Annotated in this window: 21 protein-coding genes and 2 pseudogenes; 4 read left to right on the plus strand and 19 right to left on the minus strand. The window is 45.5% G+C overall.

The genetic code is table 11. The features are described 5' to 3' along the window. From LEPTO7376_RS18185 to LEPTO7376_RS18195, 3 genes are all read right to left on the minus strand, one after another. Positions 1-1,680, minus strand: coding sequence for an HlyD family efflux transporter periplasmic adaptor subunit (locus LEPTO7376_RS18185; protein ID WP_015135568.1), 1,680 nt, complete (start codon positions 1,678-1,680; stop codon positions 1-3). A 74-nt stretch (positions 1,681-1,754) separates the two neighbouring features. After that, a complete protein-coding gene (locus LEPTO7376_RS18190; RefSeq protein WP_015135569.1) occupies positions 1,755-4,850 on the minus strand; it encodes a peptidase domain-containing ABC transporter in 3,096 nt (1,031 codons plus the stop codon). 82 nt (positions 4,851-4,932) lie between these two features. Beyond that, on the minus strand, positions 4,933-5,673 hold the full coding sequence (locus tag LEPTO7376_RS18195; protein WP_015135570.1) for a peptidylprolyl isomerase: 741 nt from the start codon (positions 5,671-5,673) through the stop codon (positions 4,933-4,935). Between the two features lie 172 nt (positions 5,674-5,845). Between LEPTO7376_RS18195 and LEPTO7376_RS18200 the strand changes: the two genes are divergently transcribed. Further along, positions 5,846-6,445: a hypothetical protein gene (locus tag LEPTO7376_RS18200; RefSeq protein ID WP_015135571.1), complete on the plus strand. Its 600-nt coding sequence runs from the start codon at positions 5,846-5,848 to the stop codon at positions 6,443-6,445. Between the two features lie 57 nt (positions 6,446-6,502). Here the strand turns inward: LEPTO7376_RS18200 and LEPTO7376_RS27835 are convergent, their stop codons facing one another. The 10 genes and pseudogenes from LEPTO7376_RS27835 to LEPTO7376_RS29220 form a co-directional block, all read right to left on the minus strand. Then, entirely contained in the window at positions 6,503-7,015 is a 513-nt protein-coding gene (locus LEPTO7376_RS27835; protein WP_051188816.1) for an ISAs1 family transposase, read from the minus strand. Between the two features lie 119 nt (positions 7,016-7,134). Beyond that, complete coding sequence (locus LEPTO7376_RS27840) at positions 7,135-7,389, minus strand: transposase family protein (protein ID WP_051188817.1); 255 nt, start codon at positions 7,387-7,389, stop codon at positions 7,135-7,137. Between the two features lie 35 nt (positions 7,390-7,424). Beyond that, positions 7,425-7,730 carry a WD40 repeat domain-containing protein gene (locus LEPTO7376_RS29215; RefSeq protein WP_398339587.1) on the minus strand — a complete coding sequence of 102 codons (306 nt, stop codon included), beginning with the start codon at positions 7,728-7,730 and terminating at the stop codon, positions 7,425-7,427. 59 nt (positions 7,731-7,789) lie between these two features. Then, positions 7,790-8,514 (minus strand): IS1 family transposase gene (locus LEPTO7376_RS25935; RefSeq protein ID WP_015135572.1). Its coding sequence is split into 2 segments (ribosomal slippage): positions 7,790-8,187 and positions 8,187-8,514, totalling 726 coding nucleotides; the frame shifts between segments, so codons are not numbered across the junction. 289 nt (positions 8,515-8,803) lie between these two features. Then, a complete protein-coding gene (locus LEPTO7376_RS27845) occupies positions 8,804-9,106 on the minus strand; it encodes a transposase (RefSeq protein WP_041764549.1) in 303 nt (100 codons plus the stop codon). Further along, positions 9,096-9,296 (minus strand): hypothetical protein, encoded by a 201-nt coding sequence (locus LEPTO7376_RS27850; RefSeq protein ID WP_051188736.1) that lies wholly within the window; start codon positions 9,294-9,296, stop codon positions 9,096-9,098. Before LEPTO7376_RS27850 ends, LEPTO7376_RS27845 begins: the two co-directional genes overlap by 11 nt. A gap of 11 nt (positions 9,297-9,307) precedes the next feature. Next, the gene (locus LEPTO7376_RS27855; protein ID WP_041763033.1) at positions 9,308-9,676 is read right to left on the minus strand and encodes an IS630 transposase-related protein; all 369 of its coding nucleotides are present in this window, start codon (positions 9,674-9,676) and stop codon (positions 9,308-9,310) included. A 35-nt stretch (positions 9,677-9,711) separates the two neighbouring features. Further along, positions 9,712-10,882 (minus strand): annotated as a pseudogene (locus LEPTO7376_RS23880) (hypothetical protein). 33 nt (positions 10,883-10,915) lie between these two features. Further along, on the minus strand, positions 10,916-11,245 hold the full coding sequence (locus LEPTO7376_RS27860) for a helix-turn-helix transcriptional regulator (RefSeq protein ID WP_225901227.1): 330 nt from the start codon (positions 11,243-11,245) through the stop codon (positions 10,916-10,918). Between the two features lie 12 nt (positions 11,246-11,257). Beyond that, positions 11,258-11,329, minus strand: a pseudogene (locus LEPTO7376_RS29220) (IS1 family transposase); the annotation flags it as partial. Between the two features lie 7 nt (positions 11,330-11,336). Here LEPTO7376_RS29220 and LEPTO7376_RS28460 point away from each other — a divergent pair. After that, a complete protein-coding gene (locus LEPTO7376_RS28460; protein ID WP_264308915.1) occupies positions 11,337-11,468 on the plus strand; it encodes a hypothetical protein in 132 nt (43 codons plus the stop codon). Between the two features lie 91 nt (positions 11,469-11,559). Here LEPTO7376_RS28460 and LEPTO7376_RS18240 read toward each other — a convergent pair whose 3' ends face one another. The 6 genes from LEPTO7376_RS18240 to LEPTO7376_RS18265 all read right to left on the minus strand — a co-directional run bounded on the left by LEPTO7376_RS18240 (position 11,560) and on the right by LEPTO7376_RS18265 (position 17,819). Then, complete coding sequence (locus LEPTO7376_RS18240; protein ID WP_015135574.1) at positions 11,560-12,879, minus strand: Rieske 2Fe-2S domain-containing protein; 1,320 nt, start codon at positions 12,877-12,879, stop codon at positions 11,560-11,562. 19 nt (positions 12,880-12,898) lie between these two features. Then, positions 12,899-13,846, minus strand: a complete 948-nt coding sequence (locus LEPTO7376_RS18245; protein ID WP_015135575.1) for a DUF6208 family protein — start codon at positions 13,844-13,846, stop codon at positions 12,899-12,901. A gap of 22 nt (positions 13,847-13,868) precedes the next feature. After that, positions 13,869-14,546 carry a M15 family metallopeptidase gene (locus LEPTO7376_RS18250; protein WP_015135576.1) on the minus strand — a complete coding sequence of 226 codons (678 nt, stop codon included), beginning with the start codon at positions 14,544-14,546 and terminating at the stop codon, positions 13,869-13,871. A gap of 4 nt (positions 14,547-14,550) precedes the next feature. Beyond that, positions 14,551-15,258, minus strand: a complete 708-nt coding sequence (locus tag LEPTO7376_RS18255; protein WP_015135577.1) for a TrkA family potassium uptake protein — start codon at positions 15,256-15,258, stop codon at positions 14,551-14,553. A gap of 83 nt (positions 15,259-15,341) precedes the next feature. Continuing rightward, the gene (locus tag LEPTO7376_RS18260) at positions 15,342-16,679 is read right to left on the minus strand and encodes a TrkH family potassium uptake protein (RefSeq protein WP_015135578.1); all 1,338 of its coding nucleotides are present in this window, start codon (positions 16,677-16,679) and stop codon (positions 15,342-15,344) included. Positions 16,680-16,826: 147 nt separating this feature from the next. Further along, complete coding sequence (locus tag LEPTO7376_RS18265) at positions 16,827-17,819, minus strand: glycosyltransferase (RefSeq protein WP_015135579.1); 993 nt, start codon at positions 17,817-17,819, stop codon at positions 16,827-16,829. A 147-nt stretch (positions 17,820-17,966) separates the two neighbouring features. Between LEPTO7376_RS18265 and LEPTO7376_RS18270 the strand changes: the two genes are divergently transcribed. Next, positions 17,967-19,613 carry an ABC transporter ATP-binding protein gene (locus LEPTO7376_RS18270; RefSeq protein WP_015135580.1) on the plus strand — a complete coding sequence of 549 codons (1,647 nt, stop codon included), beginning with the start codon at positions 17,967-17,969 and terminating at the stop codon, positions 19,611-19,613. A gap of 92 nt (positions 19,614-19,705) precedes the next feature. Further along, positions 19,706-21,646 carry an ABC-F family ATP-binding cassette domain-containing protein gene (locus LEPTO7376_RS18275; RefSeq protein ID WP_015135581.1) on the plus strand — a complete coding sequence of 647 codons (1,941 nt, stop codon included), beginning with the start codon at positions 19,706-19,708 and terminating at the stop codon, positions 21,644-21,646. Positions 21,647-21,678 lie beyond the last annotated feature (32 nt).

Raw genomic sequence — 21,678 nt, forward strand, 5'->3', positions numbered from 1 at the left:
TTAGCGCGATCGCTTGAGGTCATCAACGCGGCGATCAAACAAATCTGTAAAGACACTGTAAACGCGGCGATCTTCACGAATTTTGATATTAACATTCACCGACATTCCTGACTGAAGCGGGCGACCCAACAAATCTTGCTCATCCAGTGCGATGCGAATGGGGAAGCGATAATAAGGATAAATTTGATCGGGCGGCAAGGCATCAGAACCAATACTTAAAATCTCGCCATCGATATCGCCATATTGGTTAAACGCATAGGTATCAATCCGCACATCAACTTTGACTGGGTCTCCACCAGCGAGTTCTTCATCAAACCGTTGGCGCACAAAACCAATATCGCTATTGGTGACAAAAACTTCTGCCACCAGCTCGTCATCCGGCACAATTTTCAGGAGCGGTTCAGCCTGACCAGAGCGAGGAACAAATCCTTCACCAGCTTTGAGATCAAAGACCGTACCACTAATCGGTGCGATCACCTCTTGATATTCCAAAGTCTCTTCGTTTTGGATCAGTTGCGCTGTAATTTCTGAAAGTCGTTTTTCGTTTTCGACAATCACTTTATTCAGCTCACTATCGACAAGGGCCAACCGCTGCTCCACATTATCGAGTTGCTCTCGTAAGTTCCGTTCAGATGCTGAGCTCGTATTCACTAGTTCTTGCCTTGCCTGACGAATATCAAGTTGTAATCGCTGTTGTTCTTTGAGAAGTTGATCGATTTCGGCAATGCGGCTATCGACTCGCTGTTGCTGTTGCTGTAATTCGATACCACCATTCGCTCTTTGGTCAATCATCCGTTCGGTACGGTCATTCACCTGCTGTTGTTGCCGTTCCAACTGCAATTGAGCTACTGCACCATCTGCGACGAGAGGCTCGAGAGTCTCCAAAATCTCGGTGTCAATCTGTAGGCTTTCTTCTGCTTGTGCCATCGAGTCTCGGTTACGATCGCGGATATCTTCGAGTACTTCGCGATCCGTTTTCAGTTGGGTGCGGCGATCGCCGATCTGTAGTTTATTTTGGGCAGCTAATTCTTGAAGTTGTCGGAGCTCTAATTCCGAGGCTTTAAGCCGGGAATTAATTTCTTGTAGAGAAGCATTTAACCTAGCAGCTTGTTTCCCGTTGAGATTGCCTCTATTTAAGCCCAGTTGCGCACGAATCACCTGGGCTTCACCGACAAGACTCAAACGATTACGTGCGAGAGCCGCAACCTCGGCTGGCACATTCAGCTGAATAATCAGACTTTCGAGAGCTGTTATGTCTGCGCTATCGCTAATAATGGCGCGGTAAAGTTGGTTCTCTTGACGGAGAGAATTCTGGATTTCAAGGAGAGATTGTTGGTTGGCAAGGGCGGCATCAGAGTCAAAGGTTAGCAGCAGATCACCTTTTTTAACTTTGTCACCATCTTCGATCTCGACGGCTTTGACGATGCCATTAACTGGCGCTTGCACTTCCTTTACGTCGCCCTTGGGTTCCAGTCTGCCCGCCCCGGAGACCACTTGTTCGAGCCTCGCAAAATATGCCCAACTTACAAAAACGCCTGTAAAGATGAGAATAATCCAGATCACTGCCCGCGAGAGAACTGGGGATTGCCGAAGAACCACCGGTTGGTCAAATTCTTGGACTGGTGGGGGCGGAGCTTGCTGAGCGGTTTTACCGTTTGTGTCTGCTGGGGATTGGGTCATGGTTTGGGCGATCGCCTAGGAATCTAAATATTTTGGATATTAAAAAAAGAAATTAAAAAAAAGTTTTTCTCAAGTTACGATCCGCCACCCCGCGTCTGCTGCTGGTAAAGGCTGTAATATCGACCGCGCATGGCCATTAGCTCGTCATGGGTTCCCTGCTCACCAAGGGAGCCTTCATGCATCAAGATGATCGTATCGGCATCTTTAATCGTGTCAAGACGGTGGGTAATAAAAAAGACTGTCGTGTCGTCAAAGGCGTCTTTAAGGTTATTACAAACTTTGCGTTCAGTGAGGTAATCCAAGGCACTGGTTGCTTCGTCCAAGACTAAAATCTGGGGTCGCTGCAATACTGAACGGGCGATCGCAATCCGCTGTTTTTGTCCCCCGGATAAAGATGAACCTCGTTCTCCCACTTGGGTGTTATAGCCATTGGGCAAAGATTCCATAATGAAGTCGTGGGCATCGGCAACTTTCGCTGCGTATTCGATTTCTTCAGGCTCTGCCTCTGGATTGGTGAGGGCAATATTGTCCTGAACTGTTCCTTCAAATAAGAGCGTTTCCTGAGGGACAACACCCACCTGACGACGCAACGAATAGAGTTCGACCTTATTTACGTCGTATCCATCGACTAGGATACGGCCGGCTTCAGGTTCGTAGAGTCTCGATAATAATTTCGTCAGGGTACTTTTACCTGCACCACTCTGTCCGACGATCGCCACAAAGGTTCCTGCCGGAAATATCAGACTGACATTATTGAGATTTAGGGGGCCATGCTTTTTAAATCGGAAGCTGATATTTTCATAAATCACCTCACCCTTAACTAAAGGCATTGGGATATTGTCGCGGTCTTCTTCACCTTCTTGGGGATGGTCAACGATATCAGCCAAACGCTCAAGGGAAATAGCCGTGTCTTGGAAGTTTTGCCAGAGCTGAGTCAGACGCAAAATTGGCGAGGTCACATAACCCGCAATAATTCGGAAGGCGATCAGTTGTCCGAGGGTAATGCCATCTTCGGGGCCTTTTAGAACCAAGGATGTTCCGACCCATAGCACCAACAAACCCGACAGTTTATTCAAGAAATTACTGATGGAGCTGGAGGCGGTAGAGGTGACCACGGTATTAAAACCAGCGGATACGTAACTCGCATATTTCTCTTGCCATTTCCAGCGTGATCGCAGTTCAATATTTTGTGCTTTAACGGTTTGGACACCCGTCATTACTTCGACGAGATAGGACTGGCTCTTGGCATTTTTCTCGGCTTTAGTGCGGAGCTGTTTACGGATAATTGGGGAGAAAATCAGGGTAGTGACAATAAAGACGGGGATCACCGCGAGAGATACCGCCGTCAGAAGTGGGCTATACCAGAGCATTACAAAGATATAGACCACTGAGAAAACGGCATCAAGCACAACGGTAAGGGCTGTACCGGTTAAAAATGAGCGAATTTTTTCGAGTTCACCTACCCTTGTCGAAATTTCACCGACAGGCCGTCTCTCAAAGTATTGCAGTGGCAGTCGGAACAGATGATCGATAATTTCCGAGCCGAGGGTCATATCGATACGGTTCGTGGTGTCCACAAATAAACTTGTTCGCACAAACCCTAAAATTCCTTCGGCGATCGCAAAAATCAGAAGCAGCGATCCATAAACCTGTAGGGTGTCAGCGCTTTGTTGGGAAATGACTTTATCGATAATCTGCTGAATGATCAACGGGTTCGCGAGGGCCAACATCTGGAAGAGGAAAGAAGCAATTAATACTTCAATCAACACCCATTTATATTTTTTGATCGACGGGATAAACCAGTTCAGGCCAAATCGTTCTTCGGGGGTGTATTTCCCTTTTTTCAGGAGGAGCACTTCCACTTGACCCTGTTCATCGCCCCAGCCTTCGATAAAGTCTTGGGGTGTACGTTTGACGAGACCGATATCAGGAGCCGCCACAATGATTTCGCGATCGCCCACTTCATAAATAATCGCCAAACTGTCCCGCCATTTCACCATCACGGGCACAGTCAAGCGTGTCACTGTCTGAATCGGAATTTTAATGAGTTGGGCATTCAGTCCCATCAACTCGGAAATTGCGCCGCAAATCGGTAATGACAATCCCCCATATCGTTGGATTTGATCTCCGACCACCCGCCGGATCACATCACCTTTAAACCGCATCTCAAAATATTGCGCCAACATCTGAAAACAGGCGATCGCCACCCCATCTTCCCCTTTAGCTTTAATGAGTGGATAACGTCTTGTGCGTCGTTCTTCTGCGGATTGCTCTGGCGTTAACCCCACAATTTCCACAGGAGCATAAGGGATTTCTTCTTCCTCTTCTTTGTCGTCGGGAGCATCCATCACTGTGACATTACCGTTGCCATTTGGTGGTGGTGTATCAGCAAACGGGTCGGGAATGACATCAATCGGTAAAGGTGGCTCTGTTGGTTCAGATTTTTGTTGTTCAATAATGTGCGTCCAGGCCGTTTCTGGAAAACCAATCAATCGTGCGGGTTGAATGCCCTTCACTTCTAAATTTTCTGTTTGCTCAAAATCGAGCTGAGTTCGGGGCGGGCAGGACATCAGACTCCCGCCACCACTTACAAACCAAAGCTTGTCAGATTTACGGAGGATTTTTTGCTCAGCGCTATTTTCGGCGTAATAACCCGGCGGCAAATTGCAGACCTGAGCCTCTGCCATTGCGGCATGGACAATATCTTTGAGATTGCCGTTTACCTTGGCTTTTTGGGAAAAGTAATAGCCGAGCAAATCAAATGTTTCGGTGATCGAGCAGCGGTCATAGAATTCTTCTTTAAGTTCTGGAGACTCTTGCAGCAACTGCAAAAATTCTTGGCTAGTGATATTTAGACAAATGGCTTCGGTAGAGGCGATCGCCGTTTCGCAAGCAACACCCCGCACCGCATTAACCCAACCGATCACCCCACCCGGACTCATCAGTTTCAAAGTGGTTGGTGCTTGGGTGCGGGGTTCATAACCGAGAACGCGCACTTGCCCTTGATAAATAATCGAGACTTGATGGAGCAATTTTCCGCGCTGCATGATGGGCTGTCCCATGCGATAGCGGAACGCCGTTACCTTATTGCTGAGTGCCTCTAGTGTGGCGGCTGGTAAATGATTAAAAGGAGCCGTCTGACTCAGAAATTCTTGGTAATTGAGCTTCATATTGCAGGCAAATCTCGGTATTTAAATAATGATAAAAAGAAATGGGTGGATAAGACTAAAGATCCGTTAAAAAATCGCTAGATTATTCTAAATGTTCGATGAGTATTTGTTCTTGTACTTGCTGATTTAGCCATTGTTCAAATTGCTCATTTACTAATCGTTTTTTTGTTGCATCATCTAATTTGGCGGGTGCGAGTTTTTCGAGGCGTAAAATCACAAACCATTCGCCAATTTTCATAGGGGGCTTGAGTTCTCCGGGTTTAGAGGATGAAAGAACCTGAATCATCGCTGGGTGAGGAACGCTCATTTCCACAGGGCCAACAAGTCCACCGGTTTGTGCCTCTGCGCCTTTAGAATATTGGCGTGCAATCTCTGGCATTACGCTGGGGTCATCAAGAATGCGGAAATAAAGTTCTTGGGCAACACCGGGATCATCGGTACGAATTAGGGAATAAATAACGCGATCGAGTTTACTTTTTCGTTCGACAAAATACGATTCTAAGTTATCCCCCCAGCGTAATTGTTTGAATTTTTCGAGAAGAAGTGGGCGTGAGGCGATCGCCGGTAATTGTTCAATTGTGAGGCCATTTTTTTTGAGCCAAGTTTTCAGTTCTTCTTCAGATTTAATTTGGCGTTGCTGCATCAATGCATTAACCGCGCCTTGGACTTCTTCTTGGCTACAGTCCATCTCCGGTGTGCTGGCGATCGCCTGATCGATGATCATTTCCTGCGCTAAACGAGGGAGAAGTTGATATTGCGCCAAGAGTGACAGCAGTTGCTCCTGCTCTAGTTTCTGCTCACCAATCTGGACTTGAAGCACCATAACGACACATTAAACATAAATACCTACGGTTGATCATAAACCGACACTCTACGCTTGTCTTAAATCTTTCTTGAAGTTTGGGCGATCGCCTGAACAATGTGACTTTTTCGGGGATAAATCTGCGGTTGAAATCTATCGCTAGAATGACGACTAGGTAGCAGTTGAAACGAGTATGCAAAAGATTAAGATTTTCCTCGCATCTTCGTCTGAGCTAAGGTCAGATCGGGAGCAGTTCGAGATTTTTATTTATCGGGAATGTAAGAAACGCTTTGATGATGGGATTTTCTTACATCTTGATATTTGGGAAGATTTTCTGGATGCGATGTCGGCGACGGGTCTTCAGAGTGAATATAACAAAGCGATTCAGGACTGTGATATTTTTGTGCTGCTCGCGTGGAATAAGGTTGGCAAATATACCGCTGAGGAATTTGAGAAGGCGTTTGGTTCGTTTACCGAAAATAAAAAGCCGTTTATTTTCACATATGTCAAGCCGTCTACCAGTAGGGATCGGGATGAGCTAAAAAGTCTCTGGGCATTTGAGGATAAGCTCAACGAACTCAAGCATTACAAAACGCCCTACGAAACCATTGAGGGGTTGCGGGAGCATTTCGGGAATCAGTTGGATAAGCTCGCTAAAAATAATTTTGAGTTATTGGGTTTGTCGGCAGCAGCGGCGGATAGCGACACAGCAACAAGTTCTTCGACTGGAACAGTGACGGATAATCGCAAAATTTACAATATCGAAAAGATTGATAATGCAGAGTTTAGTTAGTTTGGTGAAAAGTTCACCTCCAAGGAGCAGGGCTGTTTCATTCTGTCGAGAAAAAGGCTAAGAAGTACAAAAAGACAGTAAGAGAGGTAGTTTATGAGAAATCATCGCCATGGCTTCCGTCATGGAGTGATAACCATGTAATCGCAATAGCGAAATCACCCAGCTACGGAAGATAGCAAAATTCTGCGGAGCATTACCTCGTGTCTGTTGTGCTTGGTCTTCTTGGAAGATGACATCCTTGACCCAATGCAAGTTGTTCTCAATTTGCCAATGTTGACGAATCACCCGGCTTAACTTCTGCCCCTGGGGTGATAGTGATGTGATGTAGAACATTTGATTGTCATAGTCTTTGTTTTGTCTGCAACCCCAACGAGTTACTCGCACAACAGACTGGACATCACACCATTGCGTTGTGAAAAATGTCGGTAGAGACCAAACTTCCACCCACCGTTTCTCCTGACGACCATGATCAATATCCTTTGATTCAGTTTTGGCGAGTGGTTCATGCTCCAGACAATAGTCAATAAGAACTTGATACAACTTTTTCTGATTACCTTTGACTGTAATCACATAATCATGCTGATGATGTCATAGTTCTCCACTGTATTCTTAAGAGATTTACCATCCCCTGCCACTACATCCCCTTTTCTTACATGCTGCCTTGCCCACTGATTAAATACTTTGGCTACCTACTCAAAATCTAACTCCATCATTACTCGCCGAACAGTTGAATAGGAGGGCACACGGGCTTGAGGAATCTGCAGCGTCTTAATCAGTTCACGACGATGTCGTTCGATAAAGCGTCCAATACCTCGATATCCCCACTCGTCTCTCATACCTGCCATGATGATAATTAACAAGATTAGAGGCAGTGAGTATCTTCGTCCTGATGCTTCTCTTGGGTCTTCAATACGATTCAATGCCTCCAGCAAACTTTCGCCCATTTTTTGACACCAACTTCTTCTTTACTCTCATTCTCTTACTTCTTCTTTAGAATGAAACAGCCCTGCCTTGAGAAAGGGGGAACTTGAGAAGACCACACATACTTCCGGCAAACTTCACAAGCCTCCCGCGCCAGCTCACCCTGCGGCGGATTAAAAACATGGTGGTGACGCAACCGATTGCAACATACCGCCAGAGCCTCTTGCCAACTGCCTCCCCGCCACAGCCGGATGGAGAGCGCATCGTCTCCGGCAGCGATGCGCTCTCCATCCGGGCTAAATGCCACTGACCATACCATACCCCCATAGCCCTGCAAGCATTGGATCTCACGGCTTAGCTCCACTGAGCTGCGTAGCAGACCCTGTATGGGCGTCAGCAGTTTTTGTTTTTTCGTCGAGAGTTTCAAGAGAGTAATGTTAAACGCCAATTGCGCAGTAGCTCAATACTTCCATTCACTCTAAATTTCGCAAACAGTGCCATGCTCAAGTCCACCATGTGTTTTGATTTAGAGACGACCTTCGTCCTGCGATGAAACCGAGCAAACCAATGGCGATTGTCTGAGTTGTTTCTCTCAATTGCTATTGTCTCTTTCTTGCTAATGACATGAAAAGCATCTGGGTGATTCTCTAATAGCTGTTGATAGGGTTTCCAATTATCGGTGCAATAGACAGTGATTTGCCATTGTGATAACCGCTCTAGTAAATGACCTAAAGTTCGACTATCACGACTTCCCAATTCCCAGTCAATGAGTCGCCCAGTATTACGGTCATATGCTTTCCAGACCCAAAGTTTGTTTTTTTCTCTTGGATAAAATGCCATAGCTCATCTAGCTCCACCACGACAGCAGACTCAGGAGTGGGCTTTTCATAATTGGCTTCACCGGAATCTCTTACCCAATTGAGCACTGATTGAGCTGATACACCGAGAATCTTGGCTGTCGCATTCATTGACATACCACTCATATACATCAATACAGCTTCTAATTTCATCCAGAGAGGCTTGCCCCGCTCTTTAGAAAAGCTTGTAAATTGATAATTGCACTGCTTACACTTAAATCGTTGACGATTTTTAGCGAATCCACTTTTGATGATGTCTTGAGCATTACATTGGGGACAGTGAATTGTCATAGCGAGACTTCCAAGGAAACGACTCACTCCATTTTGCTATAGCATTACTTACTTGAAACTCTCTTTTCGTCGTAATCTTCTCTAGGTTTTCCCCTGCACAACGAATCGACTCCATCGACCCCTGCACCGGACGCGTAGGCAAAAGATTCAAAACCTGCATTGCCTCTTCCCGCAGCTTGATTTCAGCGAGGTTCTGTTCAATGAATGCAACTTTTTCGGTGGCACTCTCCTCACTGAGTTGATAATAATCCTGGGCTTCTATCGTTAAATATAGCAGCGAAGGAGAAGGTTAGGACATAGAACAGAAGGCTATTCTGATGGCATCGAACAAATCCTCAGTCTTCTTGATGAGCTTACTTACCTCCTTCTTTAACCTCCCCCAAAACTTCTCTATCTTGTTCAGGTGTGGTGAGTAGGGTGGCAAAAATATCACTTCACATCCTGCCTTCGCCACCAATGTTTGTATTCTTTCCTTTGGATGAACACTGGCATTATCCAGAATAATAATTTGACCCGGAATCAACTCTGGCACTAAGCAATCCTCTACCCATTGGCAAACTAAGGCGCTGTTGGCATAGCCCTCAAATACCATCGGTGCTATCTGCCTCTCCCTCTCGCCATCCTCCAATCACGCTAACTCGTTCTGTACGATGACCTAACTTCTCTGCGATAAACCTCTCTGACTTATGGCAGTAGCCATACCCATAATCTAAGGTATTATCAAATCCACTTTCATCGATATATACGAGTCGTTCTTGGCCATACTGCTTCAGTTGTGCCACAAATGCTTTTTCTAATTCTTTATCTCTCTCTTGATATCGATAGGTCTTTTTTTTCGAGTAAATTCAATTTTCCGTAGAGCTTCACGTCTGGATGCATCACTAATAGACTCTGGCCATTTCTCCGCCATTTCCTTCTGGGTTAGATGCCCATATTCCTCTGCAAAAGCACGAAAAGCATCTAGATCATTAATCTTCGGTTGAGGGCCTCGACGGTAATCTGTCTTCGGAGCGACTGAACCGATTTTCTCTCGTCGTTTCAGCCACAGGTCTAGCGTATTTCGGCTAATACCAAAGAAGCGACAGATATCACTTTTTCGTTCACCTTTATCGAAGGCGGCAACAGCTTTTAGGCGTAAATCAAGACTATGGGGAGCAGGCATGGCATCTATGTTTATTGCTTCTATCCTATTCTGTCTTAACCCACTCCTTGCCTGCTATAGCCTTTAATGCTTTCCCAGTCTGCCCGCACCTCCAGCATCAAGCCATTCGGCAAGAAATAATCCTCATTTTTTCCTTTCCCTAGCCATTCCCTATGGGCATCCTCCACCCAATCCGCCAGCCGCCGCCATTGCCGATCTTCAGACCGCCATTCCGCAAACCGTTGCCAGCCCTCTAGCAATGCTTCATGGGCCAGATCCACCCACACCTCTTCTTTCCCTCCAGCAACTAGCAGCCGACTATCCTTACTCACCAAGAAATCCAATAATTCCCCTAGATTGTCTTGCTCATCCCCCGTCGCCAAAGCCAACAGATCAACCTTAAGCTGTCGCTGCCGGGTATCCTGTGTCCCTTGGCCAGTCCGCACCAACTTCAAAAAATCCGCTTCGCCAATCCTGCTCCTCTGATTCCAACTCCCCATAAACAGACTCCGCATGGACATCCAGCGCCCCTTTCACCCCACCAATCTCATCGGTATAGGCCGCTAATGTAAAAGTTCTTTCCTGTTGCCTATCCCATAGTTGCGTTAGGGCAAACTCCAACAACGGCAAGAAATTCTTTTCCTGTTGCACATCCCGTAGGATAAGTTCCTTTAGCCCTGCCTCAAACCCATAACCCGCTATCGTTGCCGGAGCTATGATTGCCGTTTCTAGTTCCTCTGGCTCCATCGGTAGCAAGAGTACCTGATGCTTCTGCAAGATTTCCCCTAAGCTCTGATAATCTAAGCAATTTTGAAAGAAATCGGCCCGCATTGTCGTGACGACTTTTAGAGGCGAATCTTCCAGCTCAGCAGCGCCCACCAACAGATCAATAAAAGCCTTGCGTTCAGCTTCTTTTGCCTCAGGGCAAACCGTAAATACTTCCTCAAACTGGTCTACCACCAACAATAATTTCTGTTCCAGCTTTAGCAACTCAACCGCTGCCGCCAAATTGCCCCCTGAAATCTTCGTACAAATCTTTTGTTTCAGCCTTGTCTTGGGGCATAGTTGCATCAATGTCCGACTGATTTCATTCATCGGATCTAAAGGCGAATCTCCCGGTTTAATGGGTGGCAAGATCTGAATATTCCCCTGATTTTTCAGGAGTGGAATAAGTCCTGCCCGCACCAAAGACGATTTTCCACTACCCGACGCACCGATTACGGGCACAAAATTAGACTTATCTAACTGGTCGAGCAGTCGCTATACAAAAACATCACGCCCTTTAAAAAATTGCGCCGTATCCTGAGTAAAAGCCTCTAGCCAGACGTAAGGACATATATCTTCGGCTACTGTTTGAATCTTCTTTTGCTTAGATTTCGCCTGACCTGCTTTTCCTGTAGCGACAGAGCTTTCAGTCTGCATCACCTCTTCCAGTGAAATCTGAAGAACCTTACAAATCACGACAAAATTTGTACGGCTGATACTTTTCTGATTAAAAAACTTGGAGATCGTGTCCCGACTTTGGATATCGATTTCTTCAGCCAATTTCTCCTGAGTTAAACCACTAGCATCAAATTTCTGTCGAGCGATTTCTAAACCTTTCTCATGATTTTGCTTGCCATGACGAAAGCCGTTTTTGCAGATATGCTCTGAATGGCATTCAGGACAGTTCATTTTTTATTTGACAGCTTACTCCTCCTCTCTCATTTCACCAACGCCGATTTCTAATACCGTTAGCTATCAGCTCATCCGTCTCAACTCATCTACGAATGACCGCCTTGATGAACTTACCGATGATTTTGATAGCCACTAAAGTTCATGAGACTACTCAAAAGTCGGGGATTTATTCTTTTGCTATTCGATGCCATCTTGAATAGAAATCCTCGACTTTTAAAACGTAAAGACTATTTATGCTCTGGGTGACGATAATCAATAAAATAAAATTCCGATTCTAATTTGTAATGCAACATAGCGGCGATCGCCCCACAAATCCCACCAAAACCCAATAGACCAGCACCTACTTTGAGACGCTTAGCATCTGGCAATATCGCTGTTGCAGCAACAGAGGCGATCGCCATAGTTACCAGAATACGTTTCGCCAATTTCGTATTTTTTAGTGCGCCCTTACAGCTACTGCAATGTTGAGTATGCTGTCGATATCGATCTAGAACTACGGGGCGATCAGTTTCAATGGGTAGAGGTTGTGGTTTAATGCCCAAACTTTCCCAAGGCAATTTACCTTCGCAATGTTGATCAAACCAACGCCGAAATTCGATCACGAATCGATCTGCTTCGGCAGGCATTTTGTAGGCATCTTTCCAACTTTCTGAAGACTGATGATTAAAATATTCTTGGCGCTGCAAAATAATCATGTCACTATCTATCACCGCATTTCGGGTCTGACGATGCTCCCACCAACGCGGAATAAGACGACCCAATTGTTTCGCGAAATTCCTCACAAAAAAGGCAATTAAGCGAGCTTTGCCGGGAGAAGTCGGCACGCAATAGGTGACAAGACCAACCTGTTTCCCCGACGGAAATGGAATTTCATACTCGACCAAACAAGGTGGTTTGAAGGTGATATTGGTCTTAAAACCGCTGGTGACCTTACCCTCAATGCAGGTCATTTCAGAACTGATAATCTCAAAAGTTAGAGGCTTTGCCATCTCACGTTTCCCTTGTAAACCATGGTGCGCAAAGGGGACATGGCTCGGATCAACAATATTTTCGACGAGAGTTGTCCAGTCATAATCCACGTCTCGGGCGTAAGTCGACCACACAAATCCCTTTGTTTCACTAATATTGGGCGATAAAGGTAGCGGCATTTCGGCGGCCAAATCCGGTGTCGTTTCGTCTAACCAAACCCAGAGTAAATCCTGCTCAGTTTGCACCGGGAATGAGACAACACAAAAATTGTCGCGACGTTTTTCTAGAATTTCGGGCTGACCTAACTGAGGAATTCGTTGGCAACTACCCGCTTCATCAAACTCCCAGCCGTGATAGCTACACATTAGGCGATCGCTCTTTTCATCGATGCGACCTTCACTGAGAGGGGCAAGACGATGGGGACATTTATCCAGAAAAACAGAATATTTTTGCTGAGCACGAGGCTTCCAAATGACCAGTGGTTTACCAAGAATAGTAATCGCTTTTGGTGCCGAAGGGTCTAAATCTTCTAGCAAAGCGACTGGATACCATTGCTGTAAAAAATTGAATGAGGTCATGGGGATTATCGAGGCTAAATTATTGAATGGAGAGTTGCTTTTTATCTGCTGCTAATTGTTTTTCTTTTCCAGTAATCACCGTCATCTGTTTCTGGGCATCGAGAGTATTGGGGCGCATCCGAATTAGATAATAAGCTTCTTCGCCCAATGCAGAAATTGTTGTTTCACCTTCTAACTTTTGCCAGCTCAACGGAAAACTCGCTCGATTGTAAAAGGTCAAGTAATAGCTGTAGGGCGATCGCCGCGATTCAGCGATATTGATTTGTAGCGTTTCATCAGGCTTTAAAGCACCAAAGAAAAATTGAGTATCTGTCGCACCAACGGGCAAAAACTCATATTTCACGAAGCTTTCCGGTAGTAGATCCCGTAACTGAAAAATTGTGAAGATATAGTAATGCAGCGCGGAAAAATACCAGTTTGTTTTACCCGCTAAAGTCTTATAAAAATCATTGCTATCAGACTCTATTTTGAGCGTTGGCACTTGAATGTCTGCGTCAGTAGTTACTGTTGGATAAACGATATTTTCTTTTGCATGGTAATAGCGTAAACCAACCGTGTATTTGCCTTTTGGTAACTTGATTTTCAGTTCAGATTGCTCTGGATTATCCGTTAAAGCTTCAAAGTTTGTGACGGTTCGGTAAGACGGAAAATCGTAAATACAACCAACCCAAGATTCAGTCGAGCTACGAATCGTATCAAGGTTAATTGTGAGTTCTGACTCCACCGGAATTGGCCCTAAAGTACCGATAATCGCATGGGTATTCCAGCGAGGTGCTTTCGTCATTAGAACCGACAAACTGAGCGGTTTCTTCAGGAGGTTTTCGGAAATGATTCGCCAAGTTTTGCTTTGCTCTGTATTACGACCGAGGTAGAGGGTATAGAGATTACCGATGACAAATTTGTTGACCTTATAAAAGCCAAAAGAAAGCAGCGCAAATGGAATTTCGAGCCAAGTTTTAATTCCCATCAGCATCCCCAAAAATCACGCTCTAGATTCTACCGTAGTGGGCGATCGCCTCTTTCTTTTGCCAGGCCCACATCTGATCGCCGTAGGAGAAATGCCACCATTCATTCGGGTGCTGCACAAAGCCAGCTTTCGTCATCACCTGTCGCAAGAGGCAACGATTTTGGTGATATTGCTGGGATTCGGCATCTGTTTTCTCCGAATAAAAATCTGGATAGGAGCGATCGCCAATTTCATCGATATCGCCACCCATATTTAAGGAGCCACTAGATTCGGTCGTTGCAAGGGTTAGGTCTACTGCTGCACCAGTACTGTGGGGTGGTGGCGTTGCGGGATTATCGCTGGGAGCAGCCCAAAATTTATAAACCTGTTCCCAAACCTCTTTTTCCTCAGATTCATTTAGGAGGCGATCGCCCTTCAGTTCCGCAAACGTGTAATCCACCATAAATTGCTGCACCGCAATCGGTCGGTAAGCATCAAAGATTTGAAGCGTCAGTTCAGGTCGTTCTTCCTGCAAGCAAATCTGCGCTGCGATTAGCCGTCTTAAAACCAACTCCCGCAAAAAATATGGCGATCGCCCATCATAGTCTGCGCCTAATTTCAGATAGGGATGTGGCTCAATAATCGAGAATAAATCCTTGGGAATGGGTGCGAGAGGCTCTTCAGATGGAACGAGAGGAACCGATTGGTAAGGTTTTTTCATGGCATTACTTACAAAATGGCAAACGATGGATCGCTTCGTTGGTACCGATCACCATCATCATTAATTCTTTATCAAGACGTTTTTCGGGTGAGGGATTAATTTCAAAACAATCGTCATTACCCACCGCTAAAACATTGACACCATAATTTGACCGGAGAGACAACTCCGCAAGGGTTTTACCGTGGAACTCTTCAGGAATCCGAATTTCCACAATGCAGTGTTTATCATCAATGGCAAAACGATCGAGGATCGAGGGTCGCGTCAAGGTCATTGCCAAGGCTGCCCCGGCTTCATACTCCGGATAAACAATGCGGTCTGCACCGACCCGTTTTAATAATTTGCCATGCACACTAGAGGATGCCTTCGCAATCACATTTTCCACACCGCCTTCTTTAACATTGAGAGTCGTGACGATGCTTTCTTGGAGATAATTACCGATCGCCACAATAACGGTATCAAACTCAAAAATTCCCGCTTGACGCAAAGCTGTCACTTCAGTGGAATCGAGCTGAACTGCTTTAGAGACAAGTTTGTCAGTCATCACTGTGGCAACAAGTTTTTCGTTGATGTCAGTCCCCATCACTTCGTAACCCAGTTCGTGCAACTTCCCACAAACTGCTCGCCCGAAACGCCCAAGACCAATAACGGCAAATTGGCGATTTTCGCCCCGTCGCAAACCCTGAAATAGGAAATTCCAATTAGGCAGATTCACGTGTTACTTATCCTCTTAATTTGAAAACTGAATGGTTAAGGTTAAAAAGTTATGCTGGTTCGGCAGCAGCAATTTGAAGGTTATTATCCCACAAGCAAATTTTCTTCAGGGTAGCTAATGCGCTGGGGTGTAGCTTCACCTAATATTGCCGACATTAGCAGTAATACACCGACTCTTCCGCAATACATTGTGCCAATAATCGCAATTTTGCCAATCCCCGATAGGCTTGCTGTAATACCCGTTGAGAGGCCCACTGTCGCAAAGGCTGAAATCACTTCAAATAAAACATCAATCAACTCGAGGTTGGGGTTGCTGACAGAAATAATTGCGGTAACTAGGGTAATCACAGTGGCTGAACCAAACACGACGGCGATCGCCTTAAAAATAATCGTTTGAGAAATTTCCCGCTGGTGAATAGTGACCGTATTATGACCCCGCAAAACGGATAATGTGCAGTTAGCCAAGATACTCATCGTTGTGGTTTTGACGCCGCCGCCAGTACCACTAGGGCTTGCCCCAATAAACATTAAACCCATTGTGATAAAAAGCCCAGCAGTGGTCATATTGCCGATATCGATGCTATTAAATCCAGCAGTCCGGGTTGTCATCGACTGAAACCATGCGGCGATCGCCTTATCACTGAAACTCGCCATCGGTGCAAGGGTACTGAGATTATTCCACTCCACAAACAAAAAGGCGATCGTGCCAATACCCAATAACCACAACGTTGTACGCGTTACTACAATGAAATTCAGCGAAAAATTAAAGCGGCGAAGTTTCCCTTTTCGACGATGCTGCAACCATAAATAAAACTCGATAATCACCTCATAACCAATCCCGCCAAAGATTACGAGGGCAGGGATAACGAGATTAATAATCCACGAATTGTGGTAACCAACCAAACTATCGCTAAACAGGCTAAAACCCGCATTATTCCAGGCGCTAATGCTATGGAAAATCGACATCCAGAGACCCGATGCTGCGCCAAAATCTTGACTGAATCGAATATATAGCAGAAAAATCCCGGTCAGTTCACCAATCAGCGTCGTCGCAATGATCGAACGAATTAGGGTGCGAGTGCCTTGGTTATAGGGCTGGTCAAAAGATTCTTTGATCGCAAATTTTTGAGCCAGGTCAAAGCGTCGACCGATTAACAGCATCAAAAAAGTGGACAAGGTCATATAGCCCAGACCACCAATCTGAATCAGAAATAAAATCACGCATTGCCCAAAAGTCGAGAACGCAGTGCCTGTATCCACCACGCTTAAACCCGTTACACAGACTGCCGAGGTGGAGGTGAACAACGCAACCAATGGATCATTCCATGACCCTGACGCCATGGAAAGTGGCAACATCAGGAGCAAGGTTCCGAGTAAAATCGCGCCTAAAAATCCTAGGCAAATTGTTCTGGCGATCGTCATAGTGTTTGGGGCTTAAGACAGCAACGACATTACATCTCTTCATGTCCGTCTAGTGACGATAATCGTAGCGGCATTCGCCAGTTTTGAGAACTTATCTCGACCAACCACTTACTTTTGGTAGAGACAGCACCAAGGAAAGCTAATTCATTAAGTCCGAAATTTGGCGCGGAGTTTACGAAGTTCGAGTTTGAGCTGAATCAGGAACTGATTTTTGCGATGGGTGGTAATTGTTGGTGGGGAAATTTCTTTGTAATCAAAGAAGTGATTGACTTCCTTGAGGATTGTTTCGAGTCGCGGCACAATAGCGGCTTCGCGGTAATGGTTGACGAGGTCGCTATTCTCAGAGGAAACAGAAAAGTTTTCGAGCGCTTTGAGGATGCGATCGCCGTCATATTTAACGTTATAGGTGCTGATTTTTTTGCAATTAAAACCGGGGTCAAGATAATCGGCTAATGCGCCATTCACACTGGAAAAGATTTCACATCCGCAGGCGATCGCCTCTAGGGGCGGGAGACCAAACCCTTCACTGACAGCATTATTTCCCCAATATTCAGCGGAGTCGTAAATATAAATTTTGGAACGATTAAAGACTTCGCTGAGGTCTGGGACGAAATGATCGAGGACTTTGACGCGACAGGATTTTTGGAGTTCAGGAATCAGTTGATTCAGAACATAACTAGAAGTCTTACGCTTTTGTACCAGCACATCTATATCCCGTTCTAGATTGCGATTATTGAAAATCGGCGCAATTTGATTCGGCAAATGAAAAATCAGATTATTCGGCGCTTTATCTCCCCAATAGCCCATCGAGTTGCGACTCACGGTCAAAATCGGAATTGAGCTTGGAATTTTAAAGTTATAACCCGTGCTATGGGCATGGTAAATAACGTGGTGCGATCGCAAAGTTTTGATGAGATGGGGAATATCAAAACCCCAACTGATCACAAAAATGGCAGAATTTGGCTCTGTTTTTTCGAGTACTTCAGGAAGAAAAAGATGATCTGCCGATTGTTCGCGGTAGGTGACTAAATGCGCTGTTTGGAGTTTTGCGGCGAGCTCATAGGCATTAATTTCGGCGAAGAGGCCACCGCTCGAAAATTTTTCACTAACTCCGGGGACAAGAAAATAAAGTGGGCGCATGACAGAGGGGCGAAATGGCAGAGAGCAAAACTTTGTGAGGGTATTTGCTGAATCCAAATTGTACGACTGTGGGCGATCGCCTGCGAATTGGGCGGAGAATTTTACTTAGGGAGATAAAATCAGAGGGTCAGTTTTGCCAAGTCACCCATGAACACTCACGAAACATCCCTACTCTCGGTTCAAGATCTTGGGATTGCCTATCCACCAAGAGGTCAAGCGAAGATTTTGCAATGGGCTGTTGATGGTGTTTCTTTTGCTGTGGGACATGGCGATCGCCTTGGCTTAGTAGGAGAATCCGGCTGCGGTAAATCGACCATTGGGCGGGCACTTTTACAACTGCTACCGAGGGGGTCTCAAATTCGTGGTGAATCAACGTTTCAAGAGAAACCAATTCTCAATCTGACTGGCGAAGCGCTCCGGCATTATCGCGGTGAAGTGATGGGTTTGATTTTCCAAGACCCGATGACTCGCCTTGATCCGTTGATGACTATTGGCAATCATTGCCTCGAAACTCTGCGCTGTCATAGCCCCGAACTGAATAAGAAGGAAGCAAAGCAAAGAGCTCTCGAAACGTTAGAAGCCGTCAGAATTCCGGCAAACCGTTGGGATCAATATCCCCATGAATTTAGTGGTGGTATGCGACAACGGGTGGCGATCGCCTTAGCTTTACTCCTCGATCCGAAGCTGATTATTGCCGACGAACCGACAACCAGTCTTGATGTCACTGTCGCCAACGAGATTTTGCAAGAATTAACCAGACTCTGTGCTGAGCGAGATATGGGGCTGCTGCTGATTTCCCATGACCTTGCGATGGTGGCAGAATATTGCACCGAAATTGCTGTGATGCATGAAGGCAAAATTGTTGAAATGGGCGGTGTTCAAAAGATTTTCAAAACGCCAGACCATCCCTATACCCAATCTCTTCTCGAAGCAGCGCTCCATCTCCATAGTGACAAAGAATTAAATGCTGAAATCGAAACTCAGCCTCTGCTCTCCCTAGAAAATTTAGAACAGCACTATATTCTTGAAAGCAACTTTTTCCAGCAATTTATTACTGGTGAAAAGACCCAAGTGATTAAAGCCGTTGACGGTATTAATCTCGATATTTATGAAGGCGAAATTCTCGGTTTAGTCGGTGAATCCGGTTGCGGTAAAAGCACCCTTTCCCGCACGATTCTGCAACTTGTCCCTCCCACAGGCGGCAAAGTGATGTTCGAAGGAAAGGAATTAAATCGGTTGTCTGTCGCGGAAATGCGTCCCGAACGTCGTCACCTCCAGATGATTTTCCAAGATCCCCATGCCTCTCTCAATCCCTTGATGACTGTTGGCGAAAATATTGGCGACCCACTCCAAATTCATGGTTTAGCTGAAGGCGATGAGATTAAAGAACAAGTAATGCTAATGCTCGAAAAGGTTGGTTTAACGCCAACTGAAGATTACTATTCGCGTTTTCCACGGCAACTTTCCGGTGGGCAACAGCAACGAGTGGGCATTGCCAGAGCGTTAATTACCCGTCCCCGCCTCATAATCTGTGATGAACCAGTTAGTATGCTCGATGCAAGTATTCAGGCGCAGGTTCTGGAGTTAATGCAGAATCTCAAAGACGAATTTAATTTGACCTATTTATTTATTACCCATGATCTGTGGGTCGCGAAATTTTTATGCGATCGCATTGCAGTGATGAATCAGGGCAAAATCGTTGAACTTGGCAACACTGAAGATCTATTTAAAAATCCGCAGCATCCCTACACTCAGAAACTACTCGGAGCAGCGCCACTCCTCCAAAATATTTAGATGGTTAAGATGAAGGGCGATCGCCCCTCTGCTTATATCTGAAGAGACCGAATCAGTTAAGGTAATGGAGTTCGTCCTTTACTCCACTTGCAATGAGCATCATCACCCTCCAATCCGTTACTAAAGATTTTGGGATTAAAGAGATCCTGCGAGACGGAAATCTCAGCGTTGACGGCACAGATAAGGTTGGGCTGATTGGGGTAAATGGTGGTGGCAAATCCACGTTGCTCAAAATGATTGCAGGTATCGAACCAATTGATGGTGGGAAACGTCTTGTGCGTTCCGGGGCAAGAATTATTTATCTGCCGCAGCAACCAGAAATTGAGCCTGAAAATACGGTGCTTGATCAGGTTTTTGCGAATTGTGGCGAGCAGATGAAATGGGTTAAAGATTACGAAGAGCTTTCTCACAAAATGTCCCAGGCGGAAGGGGATGAGTTAAATAGCTTGATGGGTAAACTCTCGGCGATTACCGAAAAAATGGATGCTCTCAACGCTTGGGAGATGGAGACCAATGCCAAGATTATTTTGAGTAAGTTAGGTATTACGGATTTTGAGGCCAAAGTGGGTAGCCTGTCGGGGGGGTATCGTAAGCGAATTGCACTAGCTTCAGCGCTACTCTCTGAACCCGATTTGTTGTTAATGGATGAGCCGACAAACCATCTGGATGCCGACTCGGTGGAATGGTTGCAAAGTTATCTCAATCAATATTCTGGCGCTCTATTGCTTATTACTCACGACCGTTATTTTCTCGATCAAGTCACCAATCGTATCCTCGAAATTGACCGAGGTGATCTCTATGCCTATTCGGGAAACTATTCCTATTATTTAGAGAAAAAAGCGTTAGCTGAGGAAGCGGCAGCTAGCAGTCAACAAAAGCATAAAGGGGTCTTGCGTCGAGAATTGGAATGGCTTAAACGTGGCCCTCAAGGACGAGCAACAAAACAAAGAGCCCGCATTGACCGCATTCATGAGATGAAAGATAAAGTCTTTAAAGAGGCGCAGGGAAAGGTTGATATTGACACACCCGGCAGACGCATCGGTAAAAAGGTAATCGAAGTCGAAAATCTCTCGAAATCCTACGGCGATCGCCCGATTATTAAAGACTTTAGTTATGAATTTAATCCTGGCGATCGCATCGGCATTATTGGCGGTAATGGCGCAGGGAAATCCACTTTTTTAAATCTGATTACCCACCGCATCGAACCGGACTCCGGCACAGTCGATATTGGCAGCACGATTCATATTGGTTATTTTGACCAGCATTCAGATGATCTTGATGAGAAAACTCAAACTCAACGCGTGATCGAATACATCAAAGATGTCGCAACCTATGTCGAAACGGCTGATGGCACACAAATCTCCGCGTCGCAAATGTTGGAGCGCTTCCTATTTCCGCCCGACCAGCAGTATGCCCCCATCCATAAACTGTCCGGTGGTGAAAAACGCCGCTTATTTTTGCTCAAAGTGTTGATGGCCGCCCCAAATCTGCTGATTCTTGACGAACCAACAAATGACCTTGATGTCCAAACCCTATCAATTCTCGAAGAATATCTCGAAGAGTTCAATGGTTGCGTTGTGATTGTGGCTCACGATCGTTATTTTCTTGACCGCACTGTCAGCACAATTTTTTCGTTAGAAGGGCAAGGAAAACTCCGCCAATATCCCGGCAATTATTCTATTTACCTCGATTACAAAAAAGCTGAGGAAGCAAAGAAAGCTGAACTCGAAGCTGCTCAAGCAAAATCCTTACCGGCAAAGACTGCGACCAAGACAAAAGCCAAAACTTATCAGAAGCCTAAGTCTGCCTCGAATCGTCTTTCAAATTATCAACGGAAAGAACTCGAACGCCTCGAAATGAAAATTATTCCTGAGCTGGAAGAGAAAAAAGAAGCCCTCGAAGCACAGCTCTGTCAACAAGCTGATGGTGACTACGAAAAACTCCAAGCCCTTTCTGATAATCTCGCTCAGCTCAACCAAGAAATTGAAACAAAAACAGAACGTTGGCTAGAGTTAGCTGAACTCGACAATTAAGCAGGTAAATATTAGAGAGAAATATGAGGCGA

The organism is [Leptolyngbya] sp. PCC 7376, assembly GCF_000316605.1.
Lineage (GTDB): Bacteria > Cyanobacteriota > Cyanobacteriia > Cyanobacteriales > MRBY01 > MRBY01.

What these genes read in the sequence shown, in the direction of transcription:
- LEPTO7376_RS18275 (WP_015135581.1), top strand. Translation starts at nt 19,706, where the DNA reads ATGAGCATCATCACCCTCCAATCCGTTACTAAAGATTTTGGGATTAAA.
- LEPTO7376_RS18185 (WP_015135568.1), bottom strand. Translation starts at nt 1,680, where the DNA reads ATGACCCAATCCCCAGCAGACACAAACGGTAAAACCGCTCAGCAAGCT.
- LEPTO7376_RS27845 (WP_041764549.1), bottom strand. Translation starts at nt 9,106, where the DNA reads ATGGTATTTGAGGGCTATGCCAACAGCGCCTTAGTTTGCCAATGGGTA.
- LEPTO7376_RS18265 (WP_015135579.1), bottom strand. Translation starts at nt 17,819, where the DNA reads ATGCGCCCACTTTATTTTCTTGTCCCCGGAGTTAGTGAAAAATTTTCG.
- LEPTO7376_RS18245 (WP_015135575.1), bottom strand. Translation starts at nt 13,846, where the DNA reads ATGGGAATTAAAACTTGGCTCGAAATTCCATTTGCGCTGCTTTCTTTT.
- LEPTO7376_RS18250 (WP_015135576.1), bottom strand. Translation starts at nt 14,546, where the DNA reads ATGAAAAAACCTTACCAATCGGTTCCTCTCGTTCCATCTGAAGAGCCT.
- LEPTO7376_RS18270 (WP_015135580.1), top strand. Translation starts at nt 17,967, where the DNA reads ATGAACACTCACGAAACATCCCTACTCTCGGTTCAAGATCTTGGGATT.
- LEPTO7376_RS27840 (WP_051188817.1), bottom strand. Translation starts at nt 7,389, where the DNA reads ATGGGCGAAAGTTTGCTGGAGGCATTGAATCGTATTGAAGACCCAAGA.
- LEPTO7376_RS18190 (WP_015135569.1), bottom strand. Translation starts at nt 4,850, where the DNA reads ATGAAGCTCAATTACCAAGAATTTCTGAGTCAGACGGCTCCTTTTAAT.
- LEPTO7376_RS18195 (WP_015135570.1), bottom strand. Translation starts at nt 5,673, where the DNA reads ATGGTGCTTCAAGTCCAGATTGGTGAGCAGAAACTAGAGCAGGAGCAA.
- LEPTO7376_RS18200 (WP_015135571.1), top strand. Translation starts at nt 5,846, where the DNA reads ATGCAAAAGATTAAGATTTTCCTCGCATCTTCGTCTGAGCTAAGGTCA.
- LEPTO7376_RS18260 (WP_015135578.1), bottom strand. Translation starts at nt 16,679, where the DNA reads ATGACGATCGCCAGAACAATTTGCCTAGGATTTTTAGGCGCGATTTTA.
- LEPTO7376_RS27855 (WP_041763033.1), bottom strand. Translation starts at nt 9,676, where the DNA reads ATGCCTGCTCCCCATAGTCTTGATTTACGCCTAAAAGCTGTTGCCGCC.
- LEPTO7376_RS18240 (WP_015135574.1), bottom strand. Translation starts at nt 12,879, where the DNA reads ATGACCTCATTCAATTTTTTACAGCAATGGTATCCAGTCGCTTTGCTA.